Consider the following 381-nt stretch of genomic DNA (forward strand, 5'->3'; position numbering starts at 1 on the left):
CTGCGGGTGAAAATATTTTTACCCAACAATATAGAGAGAGTGAAAAATCCTCTCAATTTAAACCGCACTTTAGCTCAAATTACAATACAGCTGCACCAAATTACCCGAAAACAACACCAAGCAAGGCTGAGCAAAAGGCTTATGGGGAATTGTTAAGTACAAATGAAGAAAAAACAGCAACTTCCTCTGTGGCAATAAATCAATTTACGCACAATCTGGCTAATACGCTCAGTGAACAAAAAAATGTTTTACATGCGCTTGCTTTGATAAAAAACAAAGCCTTGTTATTGCAACAAAATCAGCAACATTTTTTACTTTCCATTAAGGCATTACAACATCTCAATGTCAGCTTGCAACTACAACAAAATAGCGTTGCACAGC

General features: G+C 36.5%; 1 protein-coding gene. It reads left to right on the forward strand.

All coding sequences use genetic code 11. The annotated features are described in order from the left end of the window. Positions 1 to 381: hypothetical protein (locus EII42_RS13185; RefSeq protein ID WP_199729900.1), on the forward strand; the 381-nt coding region annotated here is incomplete at both ends.

Source organism: Tessaracoccus sp. OH4464_COT-324, from assembly GCF_003932855.1.
Classification (GTDB): domain Bacteria; phylum Actinomycetota; class Actinomycetes; order Propionibacteriales; family Propionibacteriaceae; genus Arachnia.